This window comes from Microtetraspora sp. NBRC 16547 (assembly GCF_030268965.1).
In the GTDB taxonomy this organism is placed as follows: Bacteria; Actinomycetota; Actinomycetes; order Streptosporangiales; family Streptosporangiaceae; genus Microtetraspora.
The window spans coordinates 54144-78835 of the sequence record NZ_BSSE01000017.1 but is presented as its reverse complement, the minus strand read 5'-3'; the positions used below and the strand labels follow the sequence as shown (position 1 = coordinate 78835).

General features: G+C 72.3%; 7 protein-coding genes. 6 read left to right on the top strand and 1 reads right to left on the bottom strand.

What is annotated here, in order from left to right; all coding sequences use genetic code 11:
• Nucleotides 1–123 precede the first annotated feature (123 nt).
• Complete coding sequence (locus QSK17_RS22455; RefSeq protein ID WP_285707039.1) at nucleotides 124–4680, top strand: carboxypeptidase regulatory-like domain-containing protein; 4557 nt, start codon at nucleotides 124–126, stop codon at nucleotides 4678–4680.
• Between the two features lie 274 nt (nucleotides 4681–4954).
• Here the strand turns inward: QSK17_RS22455 and QSK17_RS22450 are convergent, their stop codons facing one another.
• A complete protein-coding gene (locus QSK17_RS22450; RefSeq protein WP_285707037.1) occupies nucleotides 4955–6805 on the bottom strand; it encodes a Xaa-Pro dipeptidyl-peptidase in 1851 nt (616 codons plus the stop codon).
• A 1533-nt stretch (nucleotides 6806–8338) separates the two neighbouring features.
• On the opposite strand from QSK17_RS22450, the gene QSK17_RS22445 reads away from it, so the two are divergent.
• From QSK17_RS22445 to QSK17_RS22425, 5 genes are read left to right on the top strand one after another with little or no spacing between them, the layout of a single operon-like run.
• Complete coding sequence (locus QSK17_RS22445; RefSeq protein ID WP_285707036.1) at nucleotides 8339–10819, top strand: DUF6002 family protein; 2481 nt, start codon at nucleotides 8339–8341, stop codon at nucleotides 10817–10819.
• Nucleotides 10819–12573, top strand: coding sequence for a beta-ketoacyl synthase N-terminal-like domain-containing protein (locus QSK17_RS22440; RefSeq protein WP_285707035.1), 1755 nt, complete (start codon nucleotides 10819–10821; stop codon nucleotides 12571–12573). Before QSK17_RS22445 ends, QSK17_RS22440 begins: the two co-directional genes overlap by 1 nt.
• Nucleotides 12570–15704 carry a lantibiotic dehydratase gene (locus QSK17_RS22435; RefSeq protein WP_285707033.1) on the top strand — a complete coding sequence of 1045 codons (3135 nt, stop codon included), beginning with the start codon at nucleotides 12570–12572 and terminating at the stop codon, nucleotides 15702–15704. Before QSK17_RS22440 ends, QSK17_RS22435 begins: the two co-directional genes overlap by 4 nt.
• Nucleotides 15701–19198: a non-ribosomal peptide synthetase gene (locus tag QSK17_RS22430; RefSeq protein ID WP_285707031.1), complete on the top strand. Its 3498-nt coding sequence runs from the start codon at nucleotides 15701–15703 to the stop codon at nucleotides 19196–19198. The genes QSK17_RS22435 and QSK17_RS22430 overlap by 4 nt, the downstream gene beginning before the upstream one ends.
• Entirely contained in the window at nucleotides 19195–24645 is a 5451-nt protein-coding gene (locus QSK17_RS22425) for a type I polyketide synthase (RefSeq protein ID WP_285707030.1), read from the top strand. The genes QSK17_RS22430 and QSK17_RS22425 overlap by 4 nt, the downstream gene beginning before the upstream one ends.
• The last annotated feature ends 47 nt before the right edge of the window (nucleotides 24646–24692 follow it).

The window sequence follows — 24692 nt, the reverse complement described above, 5'->3', positions numbered from 1 at the left end:
TACTCCGTCACCCCCTCCTTCTCCTCCGGCGGGCCGACACCCCGTGTCCGCCGGGCCGGCAGTCCACCTGCGTCTTCCGGCGGCGACACACCCCTCGTCCGCCGCCAGCAAGGAGCCCCCCAGATGCGACAGGTACGACGACTACGAGCGAGAGCAGTAGTGGCCGCCGTCACCACACTGCTGCTCTTCGGCGGCTTACCGGCCGCCGCCCAGTCCGCGGCGGCGCCGGAACCCGCCCCAGCCGCGAAGAACTCCAAGGCGGAGATCCGCGAAGCCGTCAAGCACGACCTCTCCCGCAAGATGCGCGATCTCCATCCGAAAGCCACCCGTGACCGCGGGTCCAAGGTCGAGGAGCCGATCAATCGGCAGCTGCCCCGCGAGGCGGCGGTGGCGAGCGCCAAGACCGGCAGCGACGTGGTGCAACGAGGATTCACCGCGACCCAGGTGCCCGAGTTCGGCGTGAACTTCGAGGGCATCGGCAACGTCGACGGGGTGCTGCCCCCGGACATCAACGGCGACGTGGGCCCCAACCACTACGTGCAGATGGTGAACCTCTCGTACGCGGTCTACGACAAGCGCGGCAACCTGATGCTCGGCCCGCTGCCCGGCAACGCGGTGTTCTCCGGCTTCGGCGGGCCCTGCGAGACCAGGAACGACGGTGACCCGGTGGTCCTCTACGACGAGGCCGCCGACCGGTGGATGATCACCCAGTTCGCGCTGCCCGGCGGATCCGCCGGCAACCACCAGTGCATGGCGATCTCGCAGACCCCGGACCCGACGGGGGCGTACTACCGGTACGACTTCCTCTACCACCAGACCCGGATGAACGACTATCCGAAGTACGGGATCTGGCCGGACGCCTACTACATGACCACCAACGAGTTCGCCCCGTCGTTCGTCGGCGCGGGTGCGGTGGCGTTCGAGCGGGAGAAGATGCTCGCCGGTCAGCCGGCCCGGATGGTGTACTTCCACCTCGGGCCGGACTACGGAGGCCTGCTGCCCTCCGACGCGGAGGGCCTCGCTCCGCCGGCCGGGGCGCCGAACCCGTTCGTGATGTTCGACGACGACGCGTGGGGCGTCTCACCCACCGACCGGTTGCTGATGTGGGACTTCAAGGTCGACTGGGCCAACCCGGCGAACTCCACCTTCGGCAACAACCTGGCGCCGAGCCGATACATGGAGACCGCCCCGTTCGACTCCAACATGTGCAACTACGCGCGCGGCTGCGTCCCGCAGCAGGGCACCACGACCAAGCTGGACGCGATCGCCGACCGGCTGATGTACCGTGCCGCGTACCGTAACTTCGGCGACCACGCCTCGATCGTGCTGAACCACACCGTGGACGCCGACGGCAACGACCACGCGGGCGTGCGCTGGTACGAGGTGCGGAGCACGAGCCCCACGAACTGGACCATCCACCAGCAGGGCACCTACGCGCCGGACGCCGAGCACCGCTGGATGGCCAGTGGGGCGATGGATGTCTCCGGCAACATCGCGTTCGGGTACTCGGCCTCCGGAACCACGAGCTACCCTTCGATCCGGATGGCGGGCCGCCTCGCCGGGGATCCGTTGGGCCAGCTCGGCCAGAGCGAGCGGACGCTGATCGCGGGGACCGGGGCGCAGACCCACTCCGCGTCCCGCTGGGGTGACTACACCTCGATGTCGGTGGACCCGACAGACGGCTGCACGTTCTGGTTCACGTCCGAGTACCTGACCACGACGAGCTCCGCCAACTGGCAGACCCGCATCGGCTCGATGAAGTTCCCGAACTGCGTGGCCGGTCCGCGCGGCGAGGTGACCGGCAAGGTCACCTCCTCGGCGGGCGGCCCGATCGCCGGCGCCGCCGTGCGGGTGGGCAGCGGCGGCACCACCACCGACGCGCAGGGCGCGTACAAGCTGACCCTGCCGGCCGGCGAGCACGAGCTGACCGTCTCCGCCTTCGGGTACGCGACGAAGACCGCGAAGGTGACCGTTGGGGACGGGGGCGCGGTGACGTCCGACTTCACCCTCGAAGTCGTGGCCAAGCACCGTGTCTCCGGTGTGGTGAAGGACGGATCCGGACACGGCTGGCCGCTGTACGCGCGGATCGACGTGGCCGGCCGGCCTGGCGAGCCGCTGTTCACCGACCCGGCCACCGGCGCGTACAGCATCGACCTGCCGAGCGGCGAGTACGCCCTGACCGTCAAGGCGATGTACCCGTCGTACCAGCAGGCCACGGCGGAGCTCCGCGTCGAGGACGGCGACCAGTCGAAGGACTTCAGCCTCGCCGTGGAGAACACCTGCCTCGCCGCCGGATACACGATCAACTACGGCAGCCCGCTGTTCACGGAGCAGTTCGAGTCCGGGACGGCTCCCGAGGGCTGGAGCGTGGTGAACCGCACCACCAGCGGCGGCTGGGTGTTCAACGACCCGAAGAACCGGGGCAACCTCACGGGCGGCACCGGCAAGTACGTGATCGCGGACAGTGACGCGGCCGGATCGGGTACGACCATCGACACCGATCTGGTGACCCCGGCCCTGGACCTGTCGGCCGTATCGGCACCGGTGTTGCGGTTCAACAGCGACTACCGCGCTCTCAACGGATTCGGCAACGTCGAGGTGAGCGTCGACAACGGCACCACGTGGAAGACCGTGTCGAACTGGACCACCGCCAGCCGGCGCGGGCCGGTCCTGGAGGAGCTGTCGATCCCGGAGGCCGGTGGCAAGTCCGAAGTCAAGATCCGCTTCCACTACCGGGGCGCCTACGCCTGGTGGTGGCAGATCGACAACGTCTCCCTGGTCAACCGGTCCTGCGACCCGATCCCCGGGGGTCTCGTCGTCGGGCGGGCGCTCGACAGCAACACCCGCGACGGGCTGAACGGTGCGACCGTGACCAGCGTCGACAAGCCCGCCGAGCAGGCCACCACGGCGCCGTCACCCGACGACAGCAAGGTCGGCGACGGGTTCTACTGGATGTTCTCCTCCCTGACCGGGAACCACCCGTTCACCGCGGCGAGTGCGGGTTACGGCTCCGTCACCTCCACGGTGAACGTGGCGGCGGACCAGGCCACCCGGTCGGACTTCAACCTCAAGGCGGGCCGGCTGACCATCACCCCGCCGAAGGTGAGCAGCGACCAGCCGCTGGGCCAGACCAAGACCGTGAAGACGACGATCAGAAACACCGGCAACGCGCCGGCCACGGTGGAGCTGTCGGAACGTCGCGGCGGATTTGAGATTCTCGGGCCGCGCGGTGCGCCGCTCCAGCGCAACATGGTCAAGGGCGGCGGCGTCTCGCCCGGCTGGCGGGGCGACAGCCAGCCCGGTGACCCGTTCGAGCCGTCGCCGTACGCGCCGCCGTGGATCAACACGGCCAACTACCCGGTGGCGGTGATGGACAACGCCGCGGCGGCGTTCGACGGCAAGGTGTACTCGGTCGGCGGCGCCTCCGCCACCGCCAACCTCGCCAACGGCTACGCCTACGACCCGGCGGCGAACACCTGGACGAGGATCGCCGATCTTCCCGCGGCCCTGGAGAAGCCGGCGGCGACCTTCGTCGACGGGAAGATGTACGTCTTCGGCGGATGGGACTCGGCCGGCAACACATCGACCAAGGTGTACGTCTACGATCCGGCGACCAACGCCTGGCAGACCCGGGCCGCGGTCAACCCCGCGCCGCGGGCGGCGGCCGGGCTCGCCGTGGTCGACGGCCAGATCTACCTGGTCGGCGGCTGCGTGGACGGCAACTGCGCCAAGTCCAATGCGGTCGTCAAGTACAACCCGGCCAACGACACGTTCACCACGGTCGCGCCGTACCCGGTCCCGGTGGCCTGGCAGGGATGCGGCGGGATCAACGGCACGGTGTACTGCGCCGGCGGTAACGGGACGACGACGCTGAAGAGCACCTACGCCTACTCGCCGAGCAGCAACACCTGGACCCAGCTGGCCGACCTGCCGGTCGACTTCTGGGCCGCAGGCGCCGGCACCGCCAACGGGCTGCTGCTGCTCTCCACCGGTGTCATCAACAACTCCACCGTGGTCACCAACCAGGGCTGGGCCTACGACCCGGCGGCGAACTCCTGGTCGGCACTGCCCAACGCCAACTTCTCCCGCTACCGGGCAGGGGCGGCGTGCGGGTTCGTGAAGATCGGTGGATCGACCGGTGGGTTCACCCCGACGCCGGAAAGCGAGATGCTGCCCGGCTTCGACCAGTGCGCCACCGTCACCGACGTGCCGTGGCTGTCCGCGTCGCCGACCACGGCCACGCTGCAGCCCGGGGAGAGCGTCACAGTGACGGTCACCCTCGACGCCAGGTCGGAGGCGGGCGTGGCCCAGCCGGGCAACTACACCGCCCAGTTGGGCGTCAAGTCCAACACGCCGTACGCGGTGGCGCCGATCGACGTGACGATGAACGCGCAGCCGCCCAACAACTGGGGCAAGCTGGCCGGCGTGGTCACCGGGGTCGACTGCAAGGGCGCGAGCGCGGCCTTGCGCGGGGCCACGGTGCAGGTCAGCGGCGCGAAGGGCTGGTCGTTCACCTTGAAGACCGACCCGGACGGCCGGTACGCGATCTGGGGACCGACGAACGCCAACCCGGTTCAGATGATCGTGACCCGGGACGGATGGATACCGCAGACGACGAAGGTCACCATCAAGGGGCAGACGGTGAACACCGACTTCGCCCTACGTCCTGAGTCGTGCTGACGGTTTGACCCACAGGGCCCGCGCCGATGCTCGGCGCGGGCCCGACCGTTCCAGCAGTCAGGTACCTGAGGACGTCATGGCTCCGCTGCCGCCGGGCACTATCCCCGCACGCCGTCCTCGGCGAGGACTATCGAGAGGGGGCGATCGGCCCGTCAGCTGCTGCTGGCCGCGGGCCCGGCGGCGGTCGCGGTCGCGCTCCTCTTCCTCTGGGTGCCACAAGTACGGCTGAGGGCGGGCCGCCGACTGGCGGCCCGCCCCGTAGGTCGGTCCCGGCTCAGCCGTTGGCCGCGGTGAACGCGGCCGCTCCGCCGACGAGCGGCAGCATGACCGTGCTCTTCGTCGTGTCGAGGTGCAGCGTCGCGCCCGGGGTGGGCCGGATGGTGTACTCGTAGTCGCTCGACAGCAGCACGATGCCGATGCGGTGTCCCGCCGCGAACACGTAGTCATGCGGCTGCATGTCGAAGTCGATCCGGTACGGGCTGCCCGGCTTGACCGGCTCGGTCCGCGAGATCGACTTGCGGTTCTGCGGATCCGTCCAGCCCCGCGTGATGATCTTCGCCTTGCCGTTCTGGTCGTAGTCGACGAGCAGCGCCGTCACGTTCGCGGCCGGCTGGCCGAAGGACATCCGCAGCGACACCTTCGGCGTGCCGCTGAACCGGACCGCACCGATCAGCGTCCCGGACTTGTAGGCCAGGCGGTTGGGAGACGTCGCGGCGTCGGCGAGGGTCTGCGCCCGCTTCGAGGCGTCGTCGACGATCGTCTCGGTCACCGGCGTGCCCAGGCGGGTCTTGTCGCCGGTAAGGCCACCGGCGGCTCCGTCGCTGCCGGGCGCCAGGTTGAGCTCGGCGTCCGCCGCGGCCGGTTCAGGCCACTCGGGGTATTCCACCAGCGTCCTGTCCTCGCGCTGGATCAGCGCCCGCGGGTCGTTCTCCACGCCGTTCTCGTAATCCCACAGGTAGCGGGTGAACCAGCGGTTGAGTACGTCGACGCTGGGGGAGCCGCCGTGCCCGCCCTGGTGCAGATAGATCTTGTGCGGCACGCCGCGCGCCTTGAGCGCCTCGTACCACTGCGCGGCGTGCTTGGTCTTGACGTTCCAGTCGTTGAGTCCGTGCGCGACCAGCACCGCGGCGTGGACCTTGTCGACGTCGTTCATGTAGTTGCGCTCGTCCCAGAAGGCGGTGTAGTCGCCGGTGACCCGGTCCTGCTCCTTCGCGAGCTGCTCGATGACGTTTCGGCAGATCTGCTTGTTCGCGCGGGTGTAGACGTACTCCGCGAGCACGTCGGCGTCCTCGCCCTGGTAGCCGCCGGGGGCGACCACGGCGCCGTTCGCGCGGTAGTAGTCGTACCAGCTCGAGATCGCCGAGATGGGAACGATGGCCTCGAGGCCATCGACGCCGGTGCTCGCGACCGCGTTGGGCAGGGTGCCGTTGTACGAGGTGCCGATCATGCCGACCTTGCCGGTCGTCCACGTCGCGTGGACTTCCCTGCCGGCGGCGTCGTAGGCCTTCGCACGACCGTTCAGCCAGTCGACGACGGACTTCGCGCCGATGGTCTCGTTGCGCCCGCCGGTGGTCGGGCAGCCGTCGGACTTGCCGCTGCCCAGCGACTCGGCATGGACCACCGCGAAACCGCGAGGCAGCCAGTTGGACTCGTGGCTGGTGCTGATGACGGGCTGCGGGCCGGTGCCCGCGGCGGCGGCGTCGGCTTCGCCGGCCGCGTCGGCTTCGGCGGCGGCGGCCAGCCGCTCGTCGGTTGCCGGGTCCTTCACCGAACCACCGCGGTTCATCCAGCCCTTGCCCGGGCGGAGTGCCTGGTGGAGCTCGTGATCGACGTTGTGGTTCTCGACCGCGTTGCCGCCCGCGTAGTAGGGACTGGCCTCGTACACGACGGGGGACTTGAGGCCGGCCGTCTCGGTCTCCCGGAGCCGGGTGACCTCGGCGTGCACCCGGTCGTTCCGCCCGTCGCCGTCACTGTCGATCGAGGTCTCGATCCACAGTTCCTCACGGATCCAGTCGTTGCGGTTCGAGGAGAACACCGGCTGGGCCATGCCGTCCTTGAAGACCGGTCCGACCGGGACGGCCGCGCCGGCGGGGGCCGGGTTCGCGGCGACCCCGGCAAGGGTCATGGTGGCGGCGAGACCCAGCGCCGCGGCGCCGCGGCGTGCTGATCTCGGACTACGGAACGCGGTTGGTGCCACAAGGCCCATCACCTGGCGCGGCAAAGACATCGACGAACCTTCCCGAACGATCAGGGTGGGTGGGACCGAAAGTCGGCCCCAAGGGGGGTTGAAGGGACCGTAAAGAGGCCCCGGAAGGCCTGATGCTATGGGCGGAGGTGCGGGATGTCTTCGGACGGCCGTTCTGTCTCGATCGCGGCATTTCCGACAGATGTCGGACAAGATCACGTTGGCTCGATCCGCCTCTGGCCGGAGATGAGGAGGGCTCGCGGGAGCCGAGAGGCGCAGGTTCGATCCGGAGTCCCTCACAGGAGCCGCGCGCATTGTAGGAGAAGGGATCGCCGATGATGCCCTGGTCAGTGAACCCGGGGGAGGGGTGCGGTTCGAAGGGAGCCTCCATGGCGGTGGCTCCGAGCGGTACCGACCTCAAGCGTCGTCTGGCAGAGATGGCCGGATTGGTGCGGACCCTTCCTTGGCTGTCGGTATGTGGCGGATGCGGAAGCCTGAGAGATCTTCGGTTGCGGTCTTCTCTTGATCGTTTTTGTGGCCCGACCTGACGTAGGCGGTCCAAACGATCTATCGCGTGCCCGGTCCGTGGCCCAAGGGCGGCCATCGGCTCCTTTCGCTCGTTCCACAATCTCGACTCATTGAAAAACGCAGGTCAGGGGCCATGTTCGCTATTTAGGGCGGGTGGGGCTCGAACTCGCGACTCACGGATCATGAGTTTTTTGATAAATGCTATTCTGCATCTCGGCTTGGCTACTTCTGTCATTTCGTCTACGTCGTCCCCGTTCATTTGTCGGGTTGTGACGGACTGTTTCGCGGCATGGCGCGTGCGGACGGGAAATCGCCGAGCAGTCGCGAGCCCTGACCATTCACCACCGTCAAGCCCCTGGGGTAGAGGCGGCCCTGCGTCGCGAGGGTGGCGGGAAGGTGGGGCGGGCAGCCTGGTCTCGCGGTCGGAAACGCGGACGCACCTGCGCGCCGAGCGAAGCGTGCCGCGCCGAATCCAGGCATTTCGGGTAATTCATGTAGGATTTGAAGACTTTCTGGCCTTGCGGTTACCTTCTGTGATCGTTTGTGTAAGTAAAGCGAGCCGGCCAGCTCTATGGCCGTTTTCTGCGGTTTTGGTCCTATGACCTTATTGACATAGGAGTCCGTGTTTATACAGAATCGGGCAACCGTTCACGGTCGAACGAGAGAGTGTGCTGAAACATGCCGTCACGCATCGTCTTCTCGTGATGCCGCCATGCATTTAAGTCCAACGCCGTGGTGAGACCCTCCGCGGCGGCGGTCAGGCGCGACTGAGGCCGGGGACAGCGGCTTTCGCTCGGGGAGTTCTTCTTGTCTTGCACCATGTCCAAGTCGGAGATCCATCAGACCGGCGCAGCCCATCGCTCCTCTGCCGCCGAGCCCGCGGACACGCTCTCCACGGCGCACCGGCCGCGTCCTGGGGCGGGGCGGTAGCGGCACATGGCACCCATGACCGACCAGCCGACGCTCGCCGTCATCGGTACCGGGGGGCTCGCTCGGAGCATCTGCTACGCGCTGGCCGTCTGCGGCACTCAGCCCATCCGGGTGTTGGTGGCAGGACGCGACCACGGCAGGGCCGCGGAGGTCTGCTACGTCGCCGCCGCCCGAGCCGCGGCGGCCGGCGTACCGGTGACCTTCCAGCCGCTGACCGTCGATCCGGCCTGCGATCGATCCCTGGCCGACACGCTCGGCGTGGGGGCGCCCACGGGCGTGCTGGTGGCCGCGTCCAGCCAGTCACCCTGGGAGCGGCAGAACGCCCCGTCGGCGTGGACCGAGCTCGTCCAGCGGGCGGGGTTCGGCCTTACCCTGCCGTTCCAGGCCGAGCCCGCGCTGCGGGTGGGCCGAGCGCTCGCGGCCACGCACCCAGAGGCGTGGCTGATCAACGCCTGCTTCCCCGACGCGGCCAACCAGGTACTGGCGGCGGCGGGAGTGCCCGCGCTGTGCGGCATCGGCAACGGCGCGCTGATCGCCGCCAGCATCCAGGCGGCTCTTGGGCTCCCTGACCAGCGCCGCCTGCGTGTGCTGGCCCACCACGTTCACCTGCATACCCCGTCGGAGGGCGAGGAAGAGGCGCTCGCCTGGTACGACGGCCAGCCCGTCGCCGAGGTCGGAAAGCTGCTCGCCGCCCAGCGGGCCGCCACCCGGTCCGAACTCAACCACGTCACCGGGTACGCCGCCGCACAGCTCGTTCGCGACCTGCTCGCCGGGGCCGAGACCGACACCACCCTGCCGGGGGTGCTCGGGCTGCCGGGCGGCTACCCGGTACGCCTGTCCGGCACCCGGCTGGAGCTGCGGCTGCCCGCGGGCGTGAGCCGGGCGGAGGCGGTTGCGTTCAACTCGCGTGCCGCGCTGCGGGACGGGGTCGTGGTGGACGACGGCCGGGTCCGCTTCGGCCCGACCGCCCAGGAGGAGCTGAGCCGGCTTGTGCCGGAGCTGGCGGAGGGCTTCCCGATCAGTGACATCGAAGCGGTCACCCACCGTCTCGACCAGCTCAGGACCCGACTGCGCAACCAACCACCCCGCTACGAACGAGGTACGCAAACAATGCCGAGCCCCGTGCCCACCGTCGAAGCCGAGACCGTGACCCCGGTCCGCTCGGCGAACCTGCTGATCGACTTCTACGACCGGCTGCCCGCCGCGATCGCGGCCTGCGGCGGCGACGTCGACCCGGTCCGGGACGGCGGCCCGTTCTCTCCCGGCTTCCTGCTGCCCGAGCTGGACGACGACCTGCGCCGGTTCCTGTCGGCGGCCACCGCCGAGTGGCGGCATCTGGGGATGTACGGCACGCACCGGCTGTCCCTCCTGGACCTGACCGGGAACCCGGGGACCGGGACCACCAAGACGTTCGCCTCGTTGCTCATCGTGGCGCGGGCCGTGGAGTACATCCGCCGGTATGGCGAGCCGGTGTCGATCTTCTCGCCGACCTCGGCGAACAAGGGCGTGGCGCTGCGGGACGCGGTGCTGCGGGCCATCGAGGCCGGGCTGGTGGACCCCGAGTTGCTGCGCGTGGTGATCCTCGCCCCGCAGTCCTGCCTGGCCAAGCTGCGCTCCAGCCGCCTCTCCACCGACCCCACGCTCAGAGCGCTGAACCCGATGCTGCTCTACACCGGCCCCGAGCCCGAGCACGTCAAGGCGATCGGGCGCGAGTTCGTCGACCGGTACGCGGCGGAGTTCCAGGCCCGGGGCCACAACCTGTGGTTCTCCCTGGAGCTGGGCAACTACCTGGTCGCCGACACGGTGCGGGCGTTCTTCGAGCACGACGCGGACCCGATCAGCGCGCCGCGGCTGCACGCGCACGCGGTGTCCAGCGCGTTCGGCCTGCTCGGCTACCACAAGGGGCGGGAGGTGCTCGAAGCCACGGGGCAGGCGAGCCGGGACACCCGTCCGGCCAGCCTGCTCGTCCAGCACATGGGCACCCCGGACATGGTCCTCAACCTGCGGCACGGCGACTTCGACCGCGGCAACCTGCCGGCCTACCGGATCGACCCCGCCGACGGCCTCTACCGGCAGTCGGCGGACCCGCACTTCCCCCAGGTCACCTACGACCCCGACGAGATCCTCGACCCGACGTTCTACACTCACCGCCCCGCGACCTCCCCGGCGATGAACGAGCTGATCGGCCGCTTCGGCGGCGAGGGCATCGTGGTGTCGCTCGCCGAGTGCGTCCAGCGCTACCCGCACCTGCGCGATCTGCTCGCCGGCACCGGGTGCGCGCTGCCCGCCGACTTCCGCACGCTGCGTGAGTGGTCGATGGTGATGGCCCTGACCGGCGTGCTGAACGCGGTCGACCGCGGCCTGATCGACGAGGGGCGGGACATCGTGGTGCACGGCACCGGGTGCTACACCAGCGCGGACTACCAACCGCTGGAGCCGGACGCGATGATCAAGGTGAGCGGCGTCGAGGACGTGCTGGCGGCGGTGCGCGCCTGATGTCCGGCGGGTACACCGGCGACGAGATCGCCGTGGTCGGGATGGCCGGGCGGTTCCCCGGAGCACCGGACGTGCCGTCCCTGTGGCGCAACCTGCTCGACGGCGTGGACGCGGTCCACGACTTCACCGACGACGAACTGCGCGATCTGGGTGTCGACGAGCGGCTGATCGGCGACCCGGCCCACGTGCGTTCCGGAGGGCACCTGCCGGGCGTGGCCGAGTTCGACGCCGAGTTCTTCGGCGTGCCGTCCGCCGAGGCCGAGCGGATGGACCCGCAGCAGCGGCTGTTCCTGGAGCAGGCCTGGGCGGCGCTGGAGGACGCCGGCTGCGACCCGGCGGCCTACGACGGCGTGGTCGGAGTGTTCGCCGGCTCCTCGGCCAACCGGTACTTCCTGTTCCACCTGCTCGGCAACCCGGCCGCCACCGGGGCCGAGCCGTACGACCTGGAGCAGCAGCTGGTCCAGGGGGCGGCGGCGGACTACCTGCCCGCCCAGGTGGCCTACCGGCTCGGGTTGACCGGCCCGGCGGTGGCGGTGCAGACCGCCTGCTCGAGCTCGCTGGTCGCGATCTGCACCGCCGCCCAGAACCTGCTGGACTACCGGTGCGACCTGGCGCTGGCCGGCGGGGTGAGCATCACCTGGCCGCGGTTCCGGCACACCCCGGGCGGGCTGATCTCGCCGGACGGACGCTGCCGCACGTTCGACGCGTCCGCGCAGGGCACGGTGTACGGCAGCGGCGTGGCGGTGCTCGCGCTCAAGCGGCTGGCCGACGCGCTGGACCAGGGCGACCACGTGCTCGCGGTGCTCCGCGGCTGGGCGGTGAACAACGACGGCGCGGTACGGGCCGGCTTCGCCGCACCCGGCACGGAGGGGCAGTCGGCGGTGGTGACCGAGGCGCTGGCCGCCGCCGAGCTGACCGCCTCCGCGATCGGGTACGTCGAAGCGCACGGCAGCGGCACTTTGGTCGGCGACGCGATCGAGGCGGCCGCCCTGATCCGCGCGTTCGGGCCGGACCCGGTGCCGGGCTCGTGCGCGCTCGGCTCGATCAAGACCAACATCGGCAACCTGGACGCCGCGGCCGGCGCCGCGGGCCTGATCAAGGCGGTGCTCGCGGTCCGGCACGGCGTCATCCCCGCCAGCCTTCACTACCGGCGGCCGGGCCCGGACACCGACTTCGCCGGTTCGCCGTTCTTCGTCCCGGTGAAGACCCAGGACTGGGAGCAGCCCGGGCCGCGGCGCGCCGGGGTCAGCTCCTTCGGCCTGGGCGGCACCAACGCGCACGTGATCGTCGAGCAGCCGCCGGCCGCGCCCCCGCGGCCCGCCCCCGCGGGATGGCACCTGCTGACGGTCTCGGCGCGTACGCCGCAGGCCCTGCGCGCGACGGCGGAGCGACTGGCCGATCACCTGGAGCGCACCCCCGAGGCGCGGCTGGACGACGTGGCCTGCACCCTCGCGATGGGGCGCCGGGCGTTCGGCCACCGGACGGCGGTGCTGTGCCGCGACCGGGACGAGGCCGTGGCGCTGCTCCGCGCCAATGACGGGCCCAGTGACGGGCCCAGTGACGGGCGCGTTGACGGGCCGGAGGGCCTGCGGGGCGGCGACGACGGGCCCGAGGAACTGTGCCGGCTCGCCGCCGAGTGGCTGGCCGGCGCCGACGTCGACTGGACGGCGTTGTACGACGACGGGCACCGCCGGGTGTCCCTTCCGGCGTACCCGTTCCAGCGCAAGCGCTACTGGATCGAGGCACTCACGTGAGTCGTCATTCCCACTGGTTCGTCTCGCCGGCGCCCCGGCCCGGCGCCGCCGCGTTGCTGTTCTGCCTGCCGTACGCCGGGGGTGGGGCCAGTGCCTTCCACGGCTGGGCGGCGGACGCGGACCCGCGGATCGAGGTGCTCTCCGTGGTGTTGCCCGGCAGGGAGAGCAGATTCCTCGAGCGGGCGGCCATCGACGTCGTCGAGCTGGCGGATGCGATCCACGCCCGCGCCGACCGGCCGTACGCGATCTACGGCCACTCCATGGGCGGCAGGCTCGGCTTCGAGGTCGTCCGCGAGCTGCGACGGCGCGGCGAGCGTCAGCCGGTCGGGCTCTACCTCGGCGGATGCCGGCCCCCTGACCTCGCCGAGCCGCTGGCCCGGCTGGCCCGGACCGGGGACGAGGAGCTGCTCGCCCGGCTGGCCGAGCTCGGTGGCATTCCCGACGAGGTGATGGCCGAGCCCGAGCTGCGTGACCTGGTCCTGCCCGTGCTGCGGGCCGACTTCACCTGGATTGACGGCTACACGTACCGGCCGGAGCCGCCGATCGAGGTGCCGATCGTCGCGTTCGCGGGCGAGGCCGACCCGGCCGTGCCGGCGGCCGATATCCGCCAGTGGGAGCGGCACACCACCGGCGCGTTCCGCCTTCACGTGGAGCCGGGCGACCACTTCTTCCTGCACACCAGCCGGGCGCGCATCCTCCAGGAGATCCGCGCCGACCTGTTCCCTGCCGACCTGTTCCCCGCAGACCCGCTCCCGGCCGACCTCCTCCCCGCCGAGGCCGACCGGACGGACCCCGTCGCGGGCCACCTGGTGCCCCTGGGGGACACCGGCTGGTCGGTGTGGCGGGACGTGGTGCTGCGTAGCACGGGCTTCCCCGCCGACGGACTCGACCGGTTCGCGGCGCCGTACTGCGCGCAGGCCGCCGACGAGCTGCTGGCCGGGGACGCCGGTGAGGAACAGTTCGACAAGGCATTCGGCCAGGCACTGGCCGACGGCGCCGCGCAGGCCTGCCAGGTGGCCGCCGACCCGCTGTTCCGCGAAGCCGTCACCTGGCAGAACCGCAACATGCTGGTCACGCTGGACGCCCTGGTGCGCGGCGGCCCCGGCCAGAGCCGTAACCGGCCCCGGCGCGTCCGGGAGCTGGCGGTGGCCAAGTATTGGCAGCGCTACTGCGCCAAAAACGAGACCATCGGGTTCTTCGGCCCGGTCGCTTGGGCGGACCTGGACCCGCGGGGTCAGGTGGCCGATGTGCGGATCGGCCCCGGACTGGCGCGGCGGCGCCGGACCGACCTGGAGGACTGGGCGCTGCGGGCGTACGCCGCCCGGCTGGCCGAGGACCCGCGGATCCGCCGCTCGTTGCCCCCGGCACTGCAGCCGCACCTGGTCCTGGACGGCCGCCAGGTGTCGCGCCCCGCGCAGCCGCCGGTACCGGTCTCGGCCGCTGAGGCCGCCCTGCTGGCCCGCAGCGACGGACGCCGCAGCGCGGCCGAGGTCGTCGCCGAGGTGGTCGGCGACGCCGGAATCCGCACCGCGGACGACGCCTACCTGCTGCTGGACCGGCTGGCCGAACGTGGCCTGCTGGCCTGGCACGGCGAACTGCCACAGAGCCCGGATGCCGAACGGGAGCTGCGCCAGCTGCTGACCGGGATCGAGGAGCCGGACGTGCGGACCGAGGCCGTCGCCGGCCTCGACCGGCTGTGCGCCGCCCGCGACGCCGTGGCCGCCGCCGCGGGCGACCCCGACGCGCTGCTCGTCGCGCTGGAGACGCTGGACGCGGAGTTCACCGCGGTCACCGGCCTGTCCGCGCAGCGCCGCGCCGGGCAGACCTACGCGGGGCGCGGGCTCGTCTACGAGGACACCGTCCGGGACGTGCAGGTGACTTTCGGCGGGCCGCTGCTCGACGTGCTCGCCGATCCGCTGGCCCTGCTGCTCGGCGCGGCGCGCTGGCTGACCGCCGAGCTGGCCGCCGCGTACGGCGCCGCGCTGCGCGAGCTGTACGAGGAACTGCGCGCGGACGCGGCCGAGGTCCGGCTGGCCGACGTGTGGTACCTGGCGCAGGGTCTGCTGTTCGGCTCTGGAGACCGCCCGGTCGACACGGTCGCCCGGGAGTTGGCCGAACGCTGGGCGAAGCTGTTCGGCCTCGCCGACGTTCCGGAAGGTACGGCGGAGCTGCGGTTCACCGCGGCCGAGCTGGCCGCGGCCGCCGCGTCCGCGTTCCCCGCCGTGGCGCCAGGCTGGTCTGTGGGCCGGCTGCACAGCCCGGATCTGCAGATCTGCGCGGACAGCGTCGAGGCGCTCGAACGTGGGGACTACCTGGTCGTCCTGGGCGAGCTGCACGCCGCCTGGCCCACCTTCGACTGCGCGGTGTTCACCCGAACGCACCCCGACCCGGAGGCGCTGCGAACCGCGCTGGCGGCCGACGTGGGCCGGCACCGCATCCGGCCGCTGTACCCAATCGACTGGCCCCGTTTGACGGGCCGGATGGCACACAGCCTGGACGGGCCGACCGACCGGCAGCTCGGCTGGACCGCGGCGCCGGGCGTCGACCCGGACAGGTTGCTCCCGGCGGCCGCCGTGCTGGTGACCGAGGTGGACGGCGAACTGGTCGCCCAGGACCCCGGCGGGCGGCGCTGGCCGCTCATCGAGATGTTCTCCGAGCTGGTGTCGATGCACGCCGTCGACGGATTCAAGCTGACCGCCGCCGCGCCGCACGGCCACACTCCGCGGATCGTCATCGACCGGATGGTCGTCGCCCGCCGTACATGGCGGACCACGACCGGCGCAACCGGGCTGGCCGACGCTTCGGGGGAGCGCGCCGCCTACCTGGCGGTGCGCCGATGGCGGCGGGAACTGGGCCTGCCCGAGCGGGTGTTCGTCAAGCTGAGCACCGAGATCAAACCGTCCTACGTGGATCTGACCAGCCCGCTGTACGCCTCGCTGTTTTGCGCCATGGTGCGTAAGGCGCACCTGGCCGAGGGCCCGGACGTCCGCCTCGTGGTGACCGAGATGCTGCCGACCCCTGACCAGGCCTGGCTGTCCGACGCCGAGGGCCGCCGATATTTCACCGAACTGCGAATGCACGCGGTCGACCCGGTACCCGCCCCGTTCACGGCCGCGGGAGGGAGCGTATGAGCACGCTGCCGGAGCTGGTCCTCGCTCAGGCCGCCCGTCGGCCGGAGACAACAGCCGTACGACAGTGGGACGAGCGGCTCGGCTACGCTGAGCTGGCCGAGACCGCCACCCGGCTGGCCGCGCGGCTGCGGGCGCACGGGGTGGGCCCCGAGCACCGGGTGGGGCTGTGCCTGCGCCGCAGGCCGCCGATGGTCGCCGGGATGCTGGGGGTGCTGCTGGCCGGAGGGGCCTACGTGCCGCTCGACCCGGACGGCCCTGCCGCCCGCCGGGCCGAGATCATCGCCGACGCGGACATCGACGTGGTGGTCGTGGACGAGTCCACGGCCAGGCTGTTCGACGGCCAGGGGCCGCAGGCGGTCCCGGTGGCGGGCGCTCCGGCGGACGGCGCTCCGGCGGACGGCGACGGCCGGGCCGGGCAGGTGGTCTGCCCGGCCGGACCGGACAACGCGGCGTACGTGCTCTACACCTCCGGGTCCACCGGCAGGCCCAAGGGTGTGGTGGTCACCCATCGCAGCCTGGTCTCCTACGCCCTGGCGTTCGCGGAGTTCACCGGCGCGGAGGAGCACACCCGCTCGTTCGGGTTCGCATCGCTCGGCTTCGACGTCTCGGTCCTGGACATCCTTGTCCCGCTGGCCGTGGGCGGCTCCGTCCAGCTGGCCGGCGAGGCGGACCGGACCGACCCGGAGCGGCTGCAGCGGTTCGCGGCGAGTCACCAGGTCACCTGGGGCTGCGTGCCGGTCGCTCTGCTGCCGCTGCTCGACCCGGCGGGCCTGCCCGAGTGGCGCACCGTGATCACCGGAGCGGAGGCGCCCGGCCCCGAACAGGTCGAACGCTGGTCGGGCTCCGGTCGGCGGTTCCTCAACTGCTACGGCCCGACCGAGGCGACCGTCTGCGTCACCGCCTTCGAGGCCGGCGGGCGGTGGGAGCGTCCGCTGCCGATCGGCAGGGCGCTGGCCGGTCACCGGGTCCACGTCGTCGACGAGGAACTGCGCCCGGTGCCGCCCGGCGAGCCCGGCGAGCTGCTGATCGGCGGGGCCGGGCTGGCCCGGGGCTATCTGGGCGACCCCGCGCTCACCGCCGAGCGGTTCGTGCCCGACCCGTTCGGCGACCGGCCCGGCGAGCGCCTGTACCGCACCGGCGACCTGGTCGTGCTGCAGCCCGACGGTGAGCTGCTCTTCCTTGGGCGTACCGACCGGCAGATCAAGATCCGGGGGCAGCGGGTGGAGATCGGCGAGGTGGAGGCCGTGATGCGGGCCCACCCCGAGGTCGGGCACGCTGTCGTCGAAGCGGTCGAAGGGCCGGACGGTGTCGGGCTGGTGGCGTTCTGCACCTCGCCGGCCGCCTCGTCCGGGGAGGTACCGGACGCGGAGCGGCTACGCGCGTACTGCGCCGAGCGGCTGCCCAGCGCGATGGTGCCCTCGCGGGTGGTGTGCCTGGTACGGCTGCCGCTCTCGGCCTCCGGCAAGGTGGACGGCCAGGCGCTGCGCGCGCTTCTGGAACACGACACCACTGCCACCGGCACCGCACCCGGCACCCCGCTGGAACGCGACGTGGCCGCGATCTGGGCTCGGGTGCTCGGCCTCCCGGCGGAGAAGGTCTCCCTGGAGGACGACTTCTTCGCCTGCGGCGGCCACTCGGTGACCGCGATGCGGCTGGTCGCCGGAGTCCGGGCCGAGCTGGACCGGGCCGTGTCGGTGGAGGACGTGTTCGCCGGCCGTACCCTCTCCGGCCTCGCCGCCCGGATCGAGGACGCGGCGGAACGGGCCGAGCCGCTACCGTCCGGCAGCCCGGCCACCCTGTCGGCCGCGCAGCGCCGGCTGTGGTTCGTGGACAAGCTGGCCCCTGACACCGCGGCGTACAACATCGCGCTGGCCGAGCGGCTGCACGGCCCGCTGGACGTCGCCGCGCTGCGCGCGGCGCTGGCCGCAGTGGCCGCCCGGCACGACGTGCTGCGGTGGCGGGTGCCCGACACCGGCGGCATGCCGTACGTCGAGGTCGATCCGCCGGGCGCGGTGCCGCTGCACGTCGACGACCTCACCGGCGCGCCGGAATCGGCGTCGCGCGCGCTGCTCGATGAGGAGGCGGCCCACCGGTTCGACCTCGCCACCGGGCCGTTGTGGCGGGCCAGGCTCGCCCGGCTGGGCCCCGCCGAGCATCTCCTGGCGCTGACCTTCCACCACGCCGTGTTCGATGGCTGGTCGCAGCGCCCCTTCCTGGAGGATCTCGGCCGGGCCTACGCCCACGCCGCGGGAGGGGAGAACCCGGTCGCGCTGCCGGATCCGCCGGCCCGGTTCGCCGACTACGTCGTATGGCGGGCTGCCAGGGACACCCGGCGTGGAGACGCCGACCTGGCCTGGTGGGCCGCGCACCTGGCGGACGCCCCGGCCGTGCTGGACCTGCCCAGGGACCGGGCCCGTCCGCCGGTGCAGACCTACCGCGGCGCCCAGTCGGGCATCGCGCTGTCCGCCGCCACCTCGGCGGCGATCCGCGCGCTCGCCGCAGGGGTCGGCACCACCGCGCCGACCGTGCTGCTCGCCGGCTTCGCCGAACTGGTACGCCGGATCACCCGGCGTGGGGATGTCGTGGTCGGCACCCCCGCGGCCGACCGCAGGCACGAGGCCTTCCACGACCTCGTCGGGTTCTTCGTCGAGGTGGTGCCGCTGCGGCTGCGTAGCGCCGCCGGGGAGAGCTTCGCCGAGCGGGTGCGCGGCTGCGCGGACGAGTTCCTCGCCGTGCTGGCGCGCCCCGGCGCCACGCTGGAGCGCATCGTCGACGCGCTCGCGCTGCCTCGCGATCCGGCCCGGGCGCCGCTGGTGCAGGTGCTGTTCAACGTCTACAACTTCCCTGAGCCGCGCCTGCGGCTGCCCGGGGTGCGCACCGAGCGGGTCGCCCCCGGCCTGGCCGGGTCGCCGTTCGACCTGACCGTCTATGTGGTGGACCGCGACGGCGGCTACGCCGTGGACTGCGTCTACAACGCCGACCTGTACACGCCGCAGCGGATCCAGGCACTCCTCGAGGCGTACGCGTCGCTGCTCGACCAGGCGAGCGCGGCACCGGAACGCCCGGTCGACGCGCACGAGCTGCCGGGCGCCGCGACCCTGGCCGTGGGTGTGGCCGCCGAGCCCGCCAAGGTCACGCGCACCAAGGCCGTGCCCGCCGGCGCGCCGGGCACATCGGCGCGGCCGTCGACCGCGACCGAGCGACTGATCGCCCAGGTGTGGTGCGAGGTACTCGACCGGCCTGAGGTGGGAGCGGCCGACAACTTCTTCGACGTGGGGGGCACCTCGATGGCCGTCGTCGTGGTGCAGGACCGGCTGGCCGAGCTGACCGGGCGGAAGCTCGCGGTGGTCGAGCTGTTCCGGCACCCGACCGTGCGCGCGCTGGCGGCCCATCTCGACGGCGACACGGAACAGCCGGAACTCGACCGGGCGGATCAGCGTGCCGCGGCACGCAGGCAACGGGCGGAACAACGCAAGAGGAGAAGTCAACGATGACCGAGTTCGACGAGTTGGCGGACATTCCGGACGGTGCCGAGCCCATCGCCATCATCGGCATGAGCGCCCGAGTACCCGGGGCCGACGATCTGCGGCAGTTCTGGCAGAACCTGGTCGACGGCGTGGAGTCGGTGACCTTCTTCAGCCGGGAGGAGCAACTGGCCCACGGCGCCACCGAGGCCCAGCTGGACGACCCCTCCTTCGTCCCGGCCGCCCCGGTGGTGCGCGACATGGAGCACTTCGACGCCGCCTTCTTCGGTATGACCCCGCGCGAGGCGGAGCTGGCCGATCCCCAGCAGCGGCTGTTCCTGGAGCAGGCACACGCGGCGCTGCTGGACGCCGGCCAGGATCCGGCCCGCTACGACGGCGGGATCGGGGTGTACGGCGGCGCCGGACCGAACCTGTACCAGTGGCTGAACCTGCGCACCAACCCGCAGGTGGCGGGCGGGGCGGGAGAGCTCGGCCTGTCCGTCGGCAACAACACCGACTACATCGCCACCACCGTGTCGTACCGGCTGAACCTGCGCGGCCCGAGCCTCACCGTCACCACGGCCTGCTCGACCTCGCTGGTGGCCGTGCACCTCGCCAGCGAGGCGCTGCGCGGCGGCGAATGCGACATGGCGCTGGCCGGAGGGGTCTGCGTGGAGCTGCCACACGGCCGCGGCTACCCGGCGATGGACGGCTACACCTCGCCGGACGGGCACGTCCGCCCGTTCGACGCCGCCGCCGACGGCACGATCTGGGGCAGCGGCGTCGGTGTGGTGGTGCTCAAGCGGCTGGAGGACGCGCTCGCCGACGGCGACCACATCCGTGCCGTCATCCTCGGCAACGCGATCAACAACGACGGCGCCGGCAAGGTCGGCTTCTCCGCGCCGAGCATCGACGGGCAGGCCGAGGTGATCGCCCAGGCACTCGGCGTGGCCGGGGTGGACCCGCGCACGATCGGCTACGTCGAGGCGCACGGCACCGGCACCGCGCTCGGCGACCCGATCGAGATGACCGCGCTGTCCACCGCGTACGGCAGGGACACCACCGAGCGCGGCTGGTGCGGCGTCGGCTCGGTGAAGTCCAACATCGGCCACCTCAGCCAGGCGTCCGGCGTGGTCGGCGTGATCAAGGCGGTGCTCGCGCTGGAGCACGGGCTGATCCCGCCCAGCATCAACTATGAGCGGCCCAACCCGGCGATCGACTTCGACTCCAGCCCGTTCTACGTGGTGTCCACGCTGTCGAAGTGGGAGCGGGGACCGCACCCCCGGCGGGCCGCGGTGAGCTCGTTCGGCATCGGCGGCACCAACGCCCACGTGGTGCTCCAGGAGGCGCCGCCCCGACCGGTGGCCACCTTCGCCTCTCCGACGCCCCGGCTGCTGCGGCTTTCGGCACGCACGGCGGAGGCGCTGCGAACCATGCGCAGTCGGCTGGCCGAGCACCTGTCCGAGCATCCGGATCTGGCGCTGGCCGACGTGGCACACACGCTGCGGGCGGGCCGGGCGATCTATCCGTACCGGGCGGCGGTGCTCGCCGCCGACGTGCCCGACGCGGTGGCGGCGCTGGGCGACGGGAGGCGCTGCCAGACCGGCGTGGCCGGCGATCCCGCTCCGCAGGTGGCATTCCTGTTCTCCGGACAGGGCGCGCAGTACGCCGGCATGGGCGCCGAGCTGTACGCCGCCGAGCCGGTCTTCGCCGCCGCGGTCGACGAGTGCGCCGAGGTGCTCGCCGCAGAGCTGGGCGAGGACATCCGGCCGCTGCTGTTCACCCCCGGCGAGGCGGCCGACGCCGCGCTCCGTGAGACGCGGCTCACCCAGCCGGCGCTGTTCACGATCGAGTACGGCCTGGCCAGATTGTGGCAGGAGTGGGGTGTCACACCCGCGGCGATGATCGGCCACTCCATCGGCGAGTACGTGGCGGCCACCGTCGCGGGCGTGTTCACACTGCCGGACGCGCTGCGTCTGGTGGCGGCCCGCGGCCGGTTGATGCAGTCGATGCCGCCCGGTGCGATGCTGGCCGTACCGAAGGACGAGGAGTACGTCGCCGCCCGGCTGCCCGACGGTGTGGCCGTCGCCACCGTGAACGGCCCGGGCACCTGCGTGGTGGCGGGCTCGACCGAGGCGGTCGAGGCGTTCGCCGAGGAGCTGCGCGCCGCCGGCGTCCGATCCACGCCGCTGCGCACCTCGCACGCGTTCCACTCGCCGATGATGGATCCGATCCTGGCCGAGTTCACCGAGATCGTGGCCGCCGTGCCCCGGCGGGCGCCGAGCCTGCCGTTCCTGTCCAACGTCACCGGGACGTGGATCACCGCCGAGCAGGCGACCGACCCGGCGTACTGGGCGGAGCACCTGCGTCGGCCGGTGCGCTTCGCCGACTGCGTCGCCACCCTGCTCGCGGAGGGCGAGTGGGGGCTGGTGGAGTGCGGCCCCGGCAAGCAGTTGTCCGGGCTGGCCCGCATGCAGCTACGTGAGGCCGTCGCCAAGGGGGCCCTGCCCCCCATGAGCAGCCTGCCGGGGCCGCAGGATAAGGCGGGCGACCTGGAGGTTCTGTACGTCACGGCCGGTCGGCTGTGGGTGGCGGGGGCGCCGGTGGAGATGCCCACCGCCGGCCGGCGGGTGCCGCTACCCGGCTACCCCTACGAGCGCGAGTACCGGTTCGTCGAGCCCGGCGCGGGCGCCGTCGTGCCCGCGCCCGTGCAGGCCTCCCGGTCCCGGGCGGTCGAGGACTGGTTCGAGGTGCCGGTCTGGCGGCAGGTTCCCCCCGCCGCCCCCGGGGAGCCGGTCGGGAGGTGCCTGGCGTTCACGGCGGACGAGCGCGGCGCGGAGCTGTCCGCGTCACTGCGGGCGTCTGGGACCGAGGTGCTCGAAGTGCGGCCCGGCACCGAGTTCGCGCCGGTCGCGGACGGCTACACGGTACGGCCCGGCGAGCGCGCCGACTACGACGCACTGGTCGCCGCGCTGACCGCGGCGGGCGGGGTGCCGGGCCGGGTGCTGCACGCCTGGCCGTTGGTCGGCGAACCGGCCGGTGCCGACATCGCCGCCGCCGAAAGCGCCCAGGAGCACGGGCTGTTCAGCCTGTTGTGGCTCGTCCAGGCGCTGAGCGCCGCGCAGGTCGCCGACGGCGTGCAGGTGGATGTCCTCACCGCCGGCACGGAGGACGTGCTCGGCGGCGACCTGACCCGGCCGGAACACGCCACGGTCGCGGGTATCGCGCGGGTGGTGCCGCTGGAGGTGGCCGGCCTGCGGGTGCGGCACATCGACCTCGACCCGGCCGGCACGCCGCCGGAGGCCGTGCTCGCCGAGCTGCGCCGCCCGGCCGCCGACGACGTGATCGCGCTGCGGTCCGGCCGGCGCTGGATGCGGGAGTTCCAGCCGGTCGCGCTGCCTGAGGGCGGCCGCTCCGGAGGCCTCCGCGAGGGCGGCCGGTACCTGATCACCGGCGGCATGGGCGGCATCGGCATCACCCTGGCCGAGGAACTGGGCACCCGACTGCGGGCCCGGATCGTGCTGCTCGGCCGCACCGGGCTGCCGCCCCGCGAGGAGTGGGACCGGTATGGCGAAGGCCGCACCGGCCGGGCGATCGCCGCGATCCGGAGGATGGAGGCGGCCGGCGCCCAGGTCACGGTGGTGGCCGCGGACGTCACCGATCCGGTACGGATGCGTGAGGTCCGGGACGAGGTGATCGCCGCCTACGGCGGTCTGGACGGCGTCGTGCACGCGGCCGGCCTGCCCGGCGGCGGCATGGCCGAGGTCAAGGAACTCGCCGACGCGCAGGCCGTGCTCGCCCCGAAGCTGGCCGGGACGCTCGCGCTGTGGCAGGCCTTCGGCGACCTGGATCTCGACTTCGTCGCGCTGTGCTCCTCGGTCACCTCGGTCACCGGCGGGTTCGGCCAGGTCGACTACTGCGCCGCCAACGCCTTCCTGGACGCCTACGCCCGGTCGGCGCGCGGGCCGCGCGTCCTGTCGGTCAACTGGGGCGCCTGGCGGGAGGTCGGCATGGCCGCCGAGGCCGTCGTGCCACCGGCCCTCCGGGCGGCGCACGGCACGCCGAGCCCTGACTCCGCCGTACCGGACGCCGCGGACGTCCCGATCGACCACCCGGTGTTGCGCGTCCGGTCCGGCATGGCATGCCGGGGGCCGCTCGCCGCCGACACGCACTGGGTGCTGGACGAGCACCGGATCGGGCGGGTGCCGGTGCTGCCGGCGACCGCCCAGCTGGAGTGCGCCAGGGCCGCGTTCGCGGCAGCCGTACCCCGGCCCACGCCCGGGCACGCGGTCGAGCTGCGTGACGTGGTCTTCACCGAACCGCTGTCGGTGCCCGACGGCACCCGCGCCGAACTGACCGTGTCACTGAGCACGGCACACTCCGGCGGGCCGGACGAGACCGCGTTCGAGGTGCGCGGCGGCGCCCGCACGCACACCCGCGGCGCCGCCGCCTGGGTGCCGGCCGCGCCGGTCGCACCGGTGGACGTCGCCGGGCTGCGGGGCCGGCTGCGGCCCGCGGACGCGGCCACGGGCGATGGGCGGGTCAGCGCGCTGACGTTCGGCCCACGCTGGCGTTCCCCCGAGCGGACATGGGTGGGCGACGGCGAGGAGCTGGCGCTCGTCGACGCGGCCGAGGCGGTCGCCGCGGAGGTGAACCACTGGGTGCTCCACCCCGCGCTGCTCGACGTGGCCACCTCGTTCGGCCGCAGCCGGGGCACCGGGTCGTACCTGCCGCTGAGCTATGGCCGCCTGCTCGTCCGGGCGGCCCTGCCCGCTACGTTCTACAGCCACCTGGTCTACCGCGGCGACGGCGGCGAGGTGGTCGCGGTGGACCTCACTCTCCTTGACGAGTCCGGAGCCGTGCTGGTCGAGATCGAGGACTTCGTGCTGCGCCGTATCGACACGGGCGCGGTGACCTCCTCGCTGGCGTCCACGCCGGAGCGGGCAGCATCCGCGCCGGAGCGGGCAGCGTTCACACAGCGGCCGGCTCCGGACGCCGGCGGCCCGGGCATCCGACCCGCGGACGGTGTGGAGGCGTTCCGCCGCCTGCTCGCCGCGGACCTGGGATCGCAGGTGGTGATCAGCGCGAGCCCCATCGACGAGATCGTCGAACGGGAGCGGCGGCTCACCGTGCAGGACGTGGCAGCCCAGGAGAACGACGCCGAGCGCGACGGGACCTACACCGCGCCGGCCGGCGAACTTGAGGCCGGCCTGGCGCGGATCTGGGGCGAGGTCCTCGGCGTGGCCGAGGTCGGCGCCGATGAGGACTTCTTCGACCTGGGCGGCAACTCGCTGGTGGCGGTGCAGCTCATCGCCCGGGTGCGCGGCGCCGTCGGCGTGAAGCTGCCGATGCGCACGCTGTTCGAGGCGCCGACCGTGGCGCGGATGGCCGCCCGGGTCGAGCAGCTCCGCGCCGAGCGGGACGAACTCGCCGCCGAACCGGCCGGCGTCACCATCCCGCGACTGTCCCGGCGATGAGACCGGCGATGAGACCAGCGATGAGACCGGCGATGAGACCAGGAGGT